At 69.3% G+C, this 9,225-nt stretch carries 9 protein-coding genes and 1 pseudogene; 7 read left to right on the plus strand and 3 right to left on the minus strand.

What is annotated here, in order from left to right:
- Together VB080_RS15930 and VB080_RS15935 are read left to right on the plus strand one after the other, a co-directional pair.
- Window positions 1-199: pseudogene (locus VB080_RS15930) on the plus strand (orotate phosphoribosyltransferase); the annotation flags it as partial.
- Window positions 200-431: 232 nt separating this feature from the next.
- Window positions 432-1,370 (plus strand): LemA family protein, encoded by a 939-nt coding sequence (locus tag VB080_RS15935; RefSeq protein ID WP_323419428.1) that lies wholly within the window; start codon window positions 432-434, stop codon window positions 1,368-1,370.
- 196 nt (window positions 1,371-1,566) lie between these two features.
- Here VB080_RS15935 and VB080_RS15940 read toward each other — a convergent pair whose 3' ends face one another.
- Together VB080_RS15940 and VB080_RS15945 are read right to left on the minus strand one after the other, a co-directional pair.
- Window positions 1,567-2,460, minus strand: a complete 894-nt coding sequence (locus tag VB080_RS15940) for a Sir2 family NAD-dependent protein deacetylase (protein ID WP_323419429.1) — start codon at window positions 2,458-2,460, stop codon at window positions 1,567-1,569.
- Window positions 2,460-3,164, minus strand: a complete 705-nt coding sequence (locus VB080_RS15945; protein ID WP_323419430.1) for a DedA family protein — start codon at window positions 3,162-3,164, stop codon at window positions 2,460-2,462. The genes VB080_RS15940 and VB080_RS15945 overlap by 1 nt, the downstream gene beginning before the upstream one ends.
- Window positions 3,165-3,189: 25 nt before the next feature.
- On the opposite strand from VB080_RS15945, the gene VB080_RS15950 reads away from it, so the two are divergent.
- The 3 genes from VB080_RS15950 (at window position 3,190) to fbaA (ending at window position 5,745) form a co-directional block, all read left to right on the plus strand.
- Window positions 3,190-3,819 (plus strand): TrmH family RNA methyltransferase, encoded by a 630-nt coding sequence (locus tag VB080_RS15950; RefSeq protein ID WP_323419431.1) that lies wholly within the window; start codon window positions 3,190-3,192, stop codon window positions 3,817-3,819.
- Between the two features lie 175 nt (window positions 3,820-3,994).
- A complete protein-coding gene (locus VB080_RS15955; protein ID WP_323419432.1) occupies window positions 3,995-4,516 on the plus strand; it encodes a hypothetical protein in 522 nt (173 codons plus the stop codon).
- A 206-nt stretch (window positions 4,517-4,722) separates the two neighbouring features.
- Window positions 4,723-5,745, plus strand: coding sequence for a class II fructose-bisphosphate aldolase (fbaA, locus tag VB080_RS15960; protein ID WP_323419433.1), 1,023 nt, complete (start codon window positions 4,723-4,725; stop codon window positions 5,743-5,745).
- Window positions 5,746-5,931: 186 nt separating this feature from the next.
- On the opposite strand, the gene VB080_RS15965 is transcribed toward fbaA, so the two are convergent.
- Entirely contained in the window at window positions 5,932-6,555 is a 624-nt protein-coding gene (locus VB080_RS15965) for a helix-turn-helix domain-containing protein (RefSeq protein ID WP_323419434.1), read from the minus strand.
- Window positions 6,556-6,634: 79 nt separating this feature from the next.
- Between VB080_RS15965 and VB080_RS15970 the strand changes: the two genes are divergently transcribed.
- Window positions 6,635-7,978: an MFS transporter gene (locus VB080_RS15970; RefSeq protein ID WP_323419435.1), complete on the plus strand. Its 1,344-nt coding sequence runs from the start codon at window positions 6,635-6,637 to the stop codon at window positions 7,976-7,978.
- 54 nt (window positions 7,979-8,032) lie between these two features.
- Window positions 8,033-9,225: adenylosuccinate synthase (locus VB080_RS15975; protein WP_323419436.1), on the plus strand; the 1,193-nt coding region annotated here is incomplete at its 3' end.

A 9,225-nucleotide genomic window follows, 5' to 3' on the forward strand; every position in this document is an offset into this window, starting at 1 on the left:
GCAGGTGTTGGTGGTGGAGGACACCTCCACCACCGGAGGCTCGGCGCTGACCGCGGTCGATGCGGTTCGCGCTGCCGGCGGGGTCGTGGTCGGGGTGGCTGTGATCGTCGACCGCGGCACCGGCGCGAAGGAGCGAATCGAAGCCGCAGGGTTGCCCTACCGGTACGCGGTGGGCTTGGCGGACCTCGGTCTCGGCTGAGCGGACGGCGAACCCGCCGCCTGCTGGTTGAACTCCTCCGAAAACCCCTGTCGTCAGGGGTGCGGCCAAGATGTCGAGGGGCCTGGCCGAGTGACGATCGGTGCGTCCCCGAGGCTGCTGGCCGGCGCCGGGGCCCGGCTCTCCGAGCCTCCGCGGCGGGTGACCCTCCCCGATTCGGCCCACACCCCACTAGGCTGGCCGTGCCCAACGCCTCGAACGAAAGAAGCGCACAATGTGGGGTTTCCTGATCCTGCTGATCATCATCTTGGGGATCGGCTTCTACGCAGTCTCGCTCTACAACGGCTTCGTCCGCTCCCGCAACCTGATTCAGGAGTCATGGCGGCAGATCGACGTCGAGCTCAACCGGCGCTACGACCTGATCCCCAATCTGGTCGAGACCGTGCGCGGCTACGCCGCCCATGAGCGCAACACGCTGGAGTCGATCACGGCCCTGCGCGCCCAGGCGGCGCAACTGGCCCAGGCCTCCGGTGGCGCTCCCACCGAGCAGCGCTCCCAGATCGAGGAGCAACTGTCGGGTGCGGTCCGCAGCCTGATGGTGAGCGTGGAGGCTTACCCCGACCTGAAGAGCAATCAGAACTTCCTCGAACTGCAGCGCGAACTCGCTTCGACCGAGGATCGGATCGCCGCCGGGCGTCGGTTCTACAACGCGAACGTGCGCAACTACAACACCCAGGTCGAGTCGTTCCCGTCCACCATCATCGCGGGCATGTTCAAGTTCGAGAAGGCCACCTACTTCGAGGTCAACGACCAGGCGGTCCGGCAGGCGCCGAGCGTCAGCTTCGGCGAGATCAGCGACCGAGGGGACGCCCCGCGCACCCCGGCTGAGCCGACCAATGCCCAGCTCGAGGCCGGGGCCGCGGCGGCCGGAGGGCTGCCCAACCCGCAGGCCTACCAGCAGTCCGATCCGCAGGCGCCGCAGCCCGGGCAGTTCGCCGAACCGGCGCCGGCGCAGTTCTCGCCCGCCCAGTTCCCGCCCGCCCAGCAGTACCCGCCGGCTCAGCCGCCGACGCCGTACCCGCCTGCCCAGCCTGGCTACGGGCAACCTGCTGAGCCGCCCGCCCCGTACCCGCCGTCCGACGCCGGCCAGCCGGCCACCCCGCCCGAGCAGCCTCCGGCGCCGCCGACCTACGGTCCGCCATCGCAGGGCTAGCTTTCTCGTCGGCTCGCGGACCCTCCGGGGCACCGCGGGCCGGGCGGCAGCGACCCCGGTTCGACAGCCCCCGCCGAACTACGGCCGCGGCGGCCTGGGCGGTGATGCTGCCTCGACGGGGCCGTCGCTGTCGAACCGCAGGCACGGCATGTTCGGCGGGGTCCGGTGGCCCGCTCACGGGTTCTCCAGGCCGGCGTCAGAGCCGCTCGGCCAGGTAGCTCAGCGCATCGGAGGTGCCCGCGTTGAGTCGCAGGGCGGCATACCGGTCGCCGCGGGTGATGCCCCGGTTGATGATCACCACCGGCTTGTGGTCGTCGGCCGCCCGCCGGACGAAACGCAAGCCAGACTGCACCGCCAGCGAACTGCCCGCCACAACCAGCGCATCGGCCTCGTCCACCAGCGCGGACGCCGCCGCCACCCGCGCTGCCGGAACCGGTTCGCCGAAGTAGACGATGTCGGGCTTGAGGACGCCGCCGCAGATCTCACAGGCGGCGACCACGAAATCCTGGGTCTGCTCGATGACGGCGTCGGCGTCCGGTGCGATCTCGATGTCGTCCACCTCGCCGACCCGTTCCAGGAAGCCGGGGTTGAGCGCGAGCAGCCGTTCGTCCAACTCGCTGCGCGTGATCCGGTGGCCGCAGTTCAGGCAGTAGACCTCGTTGTAGTGGCCGTGCAGATCGATCACCCGTTTCGAGCCGGCCTCGCTGTGGAGACGGTCGACGTTCTGCGTGATCACACCGAGCACGATCCCGCGGGCCTCCAGTGCGGCCAGGGCACGGTGGCCGGCGTTGGGCTCGCTGCGGCGCAGGTGGTGCCAGCCGTAGTGGTTGCGTGCCCAGTAGTGCCGCCGGAAGTCGGGGTCGGAGACGAACTGCTGGTAGGTCATCGGGCTACGAGGCGGCGAGTCCGGCCCGCGGTAGTCGGGGATGCCGGAATCGGTCGAGATGCCGGCGCCGGTGAGCGCGGCCCAGCGGCGTCCCGCCAGCAGGTCGACCGCCTGCTGCAGCTCGCGGGGCCCGGCCGCCGGGCGGTCGTCGACCCCGTCCGGCATCCAACCGGAGGGGCGGATGCGCAGTCGTGGGGAGGCCATCAGGCCGCGTCGACCTTCCCGGCGGCGGCACGCCGGCGGGAGAGTAGGTACTCGACCACCATCGGGACGACCGACACCAGCACGATCGCGATCAGGACGGCGTCGATGTTGTGCTTGATGAAGTCGATCCGGCCCAGGAAGAAGCCCAGCAGGGTGACTCCCGCCGCCCAGACGATGGCGCCGATCCCGGTCCAGGTGATGAAGTGCCGGAAGGTCATTCCGGCTGCGCCGGCGACCATGGTGACGAAGGTCCGGACGAACGGCACGAAACGGCCCAGCACCAGTGCCTTGGAGCCGTAACGTTCGAAGAAGGCGTGGGTCTGGTCGAGGTGCTTGACCGAGAAGATCCTGCCGATCAGACCGGGGCGGGGTTTGAACAGCCACGGCGAGACGCTCTTGCCCACCCAGTAGCCGACGATGTTGCCGGCGATGGCGGCCACGATCAGCACCAGCATCGAGATCGCCAACACCGCGGGCTTGTCCAGGTTGCCGAAGCGGATGATCTCGGCGTCATTGGCGATGAACATGCCGATCGCGAACAGCAGTGAGTCGCCGGGCAGCACCGGGAAGATCGCACATTCGATGAAGATGATGAACGCTGCCCCCCACAGCGCCCAGTTCCCCAGTGCGGTGAGCAGGTACTCGGGGTCGAGCCAGTCGGGCAGCAGGAGCGGGACGAGGGCGAGCTCGGGCAGCAGGTTCACAGTGACAAAGGGTACCTTGGCGGCTATGGGCCCCCTGAGCGAGGACGAGCTGGCAGCTGTGAGTGGCCCCGGCGTGGGTCCGCACCCCCGTCCGTGGCCGGACGATCCACGGCTCGACCCGGAGTTGCTCGCCGCCGGCGACCACCGCAATGTCGTCGACGGGTACCGCTACTGGCGGCTGGAGGCGATTGTCGCCGACCTCGACACCCGGCGGCACGACCTGCATGTGGCGATCCAGAACTGGGACCACGATTTCAACATCGGTTCGATCGTGCGGACGGCGAATGCCTTCAACGTGGCGGGCGTCCACATCATCGGACGGCGGCGCTGGAACCGTCGTGGCGCCATGGTGACCGACCGCTACCTGTCCGTGCAGCATCACGACACGGTGGCCTCGCTGGCCGCCTGGGCGGCCGGGGCCGGTGTTCACCTGGTCGGTGTGGACAATCTGCCGGGTTCGGTGCCGCTGGAAGGAGTTCGGCTGCCGCAGCACTGCTGCCTGGTCTTCGGCTCGGAGGGTCCCGGTCTCACCGACGAACTGGTCGAGGCCTGCGAGCAGTTGGTGGCGATCACCCAGTACGGCTCGACCCGCTCGCTGAACGCCGGAGCCGCCGCCGCGGTCGCGATGTACCACTGGGCTCTGGACTGGGCCTGAGGCGGGCGCCCCCCAACCACGGTGGGACGCCTCGATCACTGCGACGAAGCGGGCGCTGAAAGAGTCTGTCAGTGCGGTCCGGCCGGGCAGGGGCGGACGAGCGCTGGATTCGTCTCGCGGCGGTCACCCAGCCGGGCGCCGGGCGGCGTGCGGCGACGGCGAATACGATGTCCGCGTGAGCAGCGACGAGTTCGGGGTGTACTACCGGGCCGACCTGGCGCAGGCCAGGCAGACCCGGGCGCGCACCAGCCTGCTCTGGCGGCTGGGCTGGACGCTTCTGCTGCTCGCCGCGGGCTGCATCGGCTGGTATGCCAGGCCGGACGACTTCGGCCCGTCCGCGCCCTGGTACCTCGGCTCGGTGGCGGCAGTCGGTGCGGTCGCTGCCGGCTACCAGCTGTTCCGCTGGCTGCAGGCCCGGTCGGAGGCGAAGCAGGTGCCGCCCTCGCTGGCGATCGGGTTGAATCGGGACGGCGTGCTGGTCGGCCAGACCTGGTACCCCTGGAACGAACTCGGCTCGCTGGTGGTGAGGCCCGGACGGCTCGGCTCGTCGGCGAAGCTGGTGGCCACCGGGCGCGACGCCCGCACGGCTCGGGTGCTGATCGACTACACCGACGCGCTGCCGGCCACGCTGGACTCGGCGGTGCTGGCGATATCCGGCGGACGGGCCCGGGTCGACCTCTCCCGGCTGGATGCCTGAGCGCCGGCGTGACCCCGTCCCCGCCGCTGGACGGATCGCCGCTGACCGGCCGCGCAATCCGTCCATATGGTGAGCAGAATGGTCTCAGGGCGTCCCAATTGGGCGTGATGGTTAGCACCTTTGCCCTGATCCCTGAAAGACTGGGAGTGTTCCGCAAGCCCCGCGGCATCGCCCGCGGGTGAGACCCTCAAGAGAGGCCCGTTTCGATGCCCATTGCCAGTCCTGAGAAGTACGCCGAGATGCTGGACGCCGCCAAGGCCGGCTCCTATGCGTTCCCCGCTATCAACATCACGTCGTCGCAGACCCTCAACGCCGCCCTGCAGGGCTTCGCCGAGGCCGGCTCGGACGGCATCATCCAGGTCAGCACCGGTGGCGCCGAGTACGCCTCGGGCCCCACGATCAAGCACATGGTGACCGGCGCCGTCGCGCTGGCCGAGTACGCCCACGTGGTCGCCAAGAACTACCCGATCAATGTCGTGGTCCACACCGATCACTGCCCCAAGGAGAAGCTCGACCCCTACGTCAGGCCGTTGATCGCGATCTCCCAGGAGCGGGTCGACCGTGGTCTGGAGCCGCTGTTCCAGTCGCACATGTGGGACGGCTCGGCGGTTCCGATGGAGGAGAACCTGCAGATCGCCGACGAGTTGCTGGCGCTGACCGCCAAGGCTCGCCAGATCCTCGAGATCGAGGTCGGCGTGGTCGGCGGTGAAGAGGACGGCGTGAAGGCCGAGATCAACGAGAAGCTCTACACCACCGTCGCAGACGGCCTGCGCACCATTGAGGTGCTCGGCCTGGGTGAGAAGGGCCGCTACATGACCGCCCTGACCTTCGGCAATGTGCATGGCGTGTACAAGCCGGGTGCGGTCAAGCTGCGTCCGGCCGTCCTGAAGGAGATCCAGGACGCCGTCGGCGCCAAGTACGGTCGTGACAAGCCGTTCGACCTGGTCTTCCACGGTGGTTCCGGCTCCACCGCGCAGGAGATCTCGGACGCGGTCGACTTCGGTGTGGTGAAGATGAACATCGACACCGACACCCAGTACGCGTTCACCCGTCCGGTGGTGGAGCACATGTTCCGCAACTACGACGGCGTGCTGAAGATCGACGGCGAGGTCGGCAACAAGAAGCAGTACGACCCGCGCGCCTGGGGCAAGTCCGCCGAGGCCGGCATGGCCAAGCGGATCGTCGAGGCCTGCGAGCAGCTGCGTTCCGCCGGCAAGACCATCGGCTGAGTTCGCAATCTCCGCACAGGGGCCGGTCCTTCGGGCCGGCCCCTTCTGCACGCCCGCGAAATCCGGTTCCAGATGCCCCGTCGAGGGGGATATTCCCTCTGGAGGCCGTTTGGACCCGGTTTTCGCGGCGGGCGAGGAGTGCCCCCGACCCCTTCCCTCATGCTGGTCGGCGAGAAACGGGAAGGGTCAGTCGGCGGGCGGCTGGGGCAGGACGTCGAAATGGATGCGGATCCGCTGGCGCCCGGTGGTGTCCCCGGCTTCGGCCTTCGCCTTGGCCCGGGCCACGTGGTCCTCGATCAGGGCCTGGGTGGCGTCCAGCATTTCCTTGGCTTCGGCGGGGGTCATGGGCGGGGCGTAACTGGCCAGCAGGGCGATGTCGGGGTCCACCGTGTTGCCTGCGACCAGGGCATCGGCGGTGTCCTGCAGGGCCCGCACCCGTTCTCCGATCATCAGCTCGAACATCCGTCGGACGGACGGGGTGGCTCCCGGGTCGGCCAGGACGGCAGGGTCGTCGATGCTGAAGCTCGCCGTGCGCCACCACCGCTCCCGTCCGCCGCTGTGGCCCGGATCGTCCTCGACGAAGCCGTGCCGGGCCAACTGGCGCAGGTGGTAGCTGGTCTGTCCGGTGCTCTCGCCGAGGCGCTCGGCAAGCTGGGTAGCGGTTGCCGGGCCGTCCTCGGTCAATGCCGTGTACAACGCCATCCGGAGCGGGTGGGCAAAGGCCTTGAGCGCCTCGGCGCCGATCGGGTCCTTCTGCAGTGGGCGGACGGACGGGGACGAGGAGTCGCTTCCGGTCTTGACGTCGGCCATATCCAGAACTACCTTTGCAGAGAAATCTTTGCAAGGGTTTCCTTGCATCGTCGGCACCAGAGTAGCGGGAGGCGCAGGGGTGGGCGACAATCCGAGCGGGACGGGTGCCACGGTGGCGGGCCGCGGCCCGGCACGGCGGCCGCCGTCCGCCGTACCGGCACCGAACGGCGGGGCCTTCCGTCCGCACCCTCTTGGCGGACGGTTCAACGCCCTGCTGGCCTCGACTGGTCTGGCCAACGTGGGCGACGGCATCCTGCAGGTCGGCGCGCCGCTGGTCGCCGTCACCCTGACCCGGTCCCCGGCGGAGGTGTCGCTGCTCACGGCTGCGGCCTGGCTGCCGTGGCTGGTGCTCGGCATCCCCAGCGGTGCCCTGGTCGATCGGATCGACCGCCGTCACGCCCAGGTCGCTGCGCTGGCCACCCGAGCGGTCATCCTGGCTGCGGGTGCCGTGGTCGCGGCCTCCGGGCGGCTCAGCATCCCGGTCATCCTGCTGGTTGTGCTGCTCTACGGCGTCACCGACGTCGTCTCCGACCTGGGACAGACCTCGATCGTCCCCGACCTGGTAGCCCGCGACCGGCTCTCCGCAGCCAACGGACGGGTGCTCGCCGTCCAGCAGGTTGCCGGCTCCTTCCTGGGCGCTCCGGTGGCGGGCTTCCTCGTCGCGCTCGGCACCTGGAGCATCTTCGGAGTACCCGCCGCCCTCGGCGCGCTGGCGGCCGTTGCGCTGCTGACCGGTGTCCGAGGTCACTTCCGGCACGCACCGGCCGACGGTCCCCGTCCGGGTGTGCTGACCGAGGTATGGGAGGGGCTGGCCATGCTGGTCCGGCACCCGGTGCTGCGGCCCACCCTGATTGCCGGGACCCTGTTCAACATGGGCAGCACGGCCTTCATGGCGGTTCTGGTGCTGTGGGCGGTCGGCCCGGGTTCCGCGATGGGGCTGAGCTCACCGCAGTACGCGCTGTTGATGACGGCTTTCGCGCTCGGCGCAGTCGGCGGGTCGGTGGTGGCCGAGCAGGTGATCTCCCGGGTCGGCGAGGTGCGGGTGCTGGTCTGGTCCTTCCTGCTGGGCTCGGTGCTGTTCGGGCTGCCGCTGCTGGTGCCGCGGTTCTGGCCGGTGGCGGTCGGCCTGGTGGTGATGGGCGCGGGCAACAACGTCGGCAATGTGGTCAGCCAGTCGCTCCGGCAGCGCCTGGTGCCCCGCCACATGCTCGGACGGATCGCCGGCGCCGGACGGGCGGTCTCCTACGGACTGATGCCCGTCGGGGCGCTGCTGGGCGGCGCCGTGGGCGAATTGTGGGGACTCCCGGCGTCCCTGCTCGCCGGGACGGCGTTCTGCCTGGCGTCCACCCTCGTCCTGGCGCTGTTCCTGCGACAGCGCGACGTCGACGCCCACGAACCCCCGGTGGGCACTCCGATAGAGTGAGGACGCAAGTGCCCGGCAGGTGTGCCGGGCATCCTCATGACAAAGGGGCACAGCATGCCAGGCATCGTGGTTGTCGGCGCGCAATGGGGCGACGAGGGCAAGGGCAAGGCGACCGATCAACTGGGCGATCGGGTCGACTACACGGTCCGCTACTCCGGTGGCAACAACGCCGGCCACACGATCGTGGTGGACGGTGAGAAGTACGCTCTCCATCTGCTGCCCTCGGGCATCCTCAACCCCAACTCGACGCCGGTGATCGGCAATGGCGTGGTGATCGACCTCGACGTGCTGTGCGAGGAAATCGACGGCCTCACTGCCCGCGGGGTGGACGTCTCCAGGCTGCTGATCTCGGCCAACGCCCACCTCATCGCCGAGTACCACAAGGTGCTCGACAAGGTCACCGAGCGTTTTCTGGGCAACCGCAGGATCGGCACCACCGGACGCGGCATCGGTCCGGCCTACTCCGACAAGATCAACCGGCTGGGGATCCGCGTCCAGGATCTCTTCGACCCGTCCATCCTGGAACAGAAGGTCGAAGCCGCGCTGGAGCAGAAGAACCACCTGCTGGTGAAGGTCTACAACCGGCGGGCGATCGATCCGGCCGAGGTGGCCGAGAGCCTGCTCGCCCACGCCGACCGGATCCGTCCGATGGTCACCGACGTGGCCCGGGTGCTCAACGACGCGCTGGACGAGGGCAAGGTGGTGCTCTTCGAGGGCGCCCAGGCCCATCACCTCGATGTCGACCACGGCACCTATCCGTATGTGACCAGCTCCAACCCGATCGCCGCCGGGGCCTGCATCGGCTCCGGCGTGGGCCCGACCCGGATCGACCGGACGGTGGGCATCATGAAGGCCTACACCACCCGGGTGGGCGAGGGCCCGTTCCCGACCGAGTTGCTCGACGCCGACGGCGACAAGCTGCGCGCAGACGGCGCCGAGTTCGGCACCACCACCGGACGCCCGCGCCGGTGTGGCTGGTTCGACGCCCCGGTGGTCGAAGCGGCGGTGACCGCGAACGCCTTCACCGACATGTTCCTCACCAAGCTCGACACCCTCACCGGCTGGGAGAAGATCCCGGTGTGTGTGGCCTACCAGGTGGGCGGCGAACGAGTCGACCACGTCCCGATGTCCCAGACCGACTTCCACCACGCGGTGCCGGTCTATGAGTACCTCGACGGCTGGAGCGAGGACATTTCCGGCTGTCGCTCCTTCGAGGAGTTCCCGGCTGCCACCCAGGCCTACGTCCG

The sequence above is a fragment of the Propionicimonas sp. genome, from assembly GCF_034927565.1.
Taxonomy (GTDB): domain Bacteria; phylum Actinomycetota; class Actinomycetes; order Propionibacteriales; family Propionibacteriaceae; genus Propionicimonas.

Bases quoted from the DNA above. Each gene is read 5' to 3' on its own strand.
- VB080_RS15935 (WP_323419428.1), top strand. From the start codon at position 432: ATGTGGGGTTTCCTGATCCTGCTGATCATCATCTTGGGGATCGGCTTC.
- VB080_RS15940 (WP_323419429.1), bottom strand. From the start codon at position 2,460: ATGGCCTCCCCACGACTGCGCATCCGCCCCTCCGGTTGGATGCCGGAC.
- VB080_RS15950 (WP_323419431.1), top strand. From the start codon at position 3,190: ATGGGCCCCCTGAGCGAGGACGAGCTGGCAGCTGTGAGTGGCCCCGGC.
- fbaA (WP_323419433.1), top strand. From the start codon at position 4,723: ATGCCCATTGCCAGTCCTGAGAAGTACGCCGAGATGCTGGACGCCGCC.
- VB080_RS15965 (WP_323419434.1), bottom strand. From the start codon at position 6,555: ATGGCCGACGTCAAGACCGGAAGCGACTCCTCGTCCCCGTCCGTCCGC.